Annotated in this window: 1 protein-coding gene; it reads left to right on the forward strand. The window is 67.5% G+C overall.

The annotated features are described in order from the left end of the window. Positions 1 to 302 (forward strand): phage baseplate assembly protein V (locus tag GTP77_RS29965; RefSeq protein WP_223149423.1); only part of this gene is annotated, 302 nt, incomplete at both ends.

Raw genomic sequence — 302 nt, forward strand, 5'->3', positions numbered from 1 at the left:
AAGTGCATTGCGACGAAATGGGCCGCGTAAAGATCCGCTTCCCCGGCACGCGTGCGCAGGACCATGGCGACCGCGGCTTGGCCGGCGCCAACAATGACGAATGCGACTCGGCCTGGGTCCGCGTCGCTTCCAACTGGGCCGGTAACGGCCCCGGCCACCAAAGCCAGTGCGGCATCCTGGGCCTGCCGCGCATCGGCAGCGAGGTGCTGGTGGCCTTCCTTGGCGGCGATCCGGACAAGCCGGTGATCGTGGGGCAGCTCTACAACCAGGAAGGTCTGCCGCCCGCGCTGAGCACGATGGAT

The sequence above is a fragment of the Pseudoduganella aquatica genome (assembly GCF_009857595.1).
GTDB lineage: Bacteria > Pseudomonadota > Gammaproteobacteria > Burkholderiales > Burkholderiaceae_D > Rugamonas > Rugamonas aquatica_A.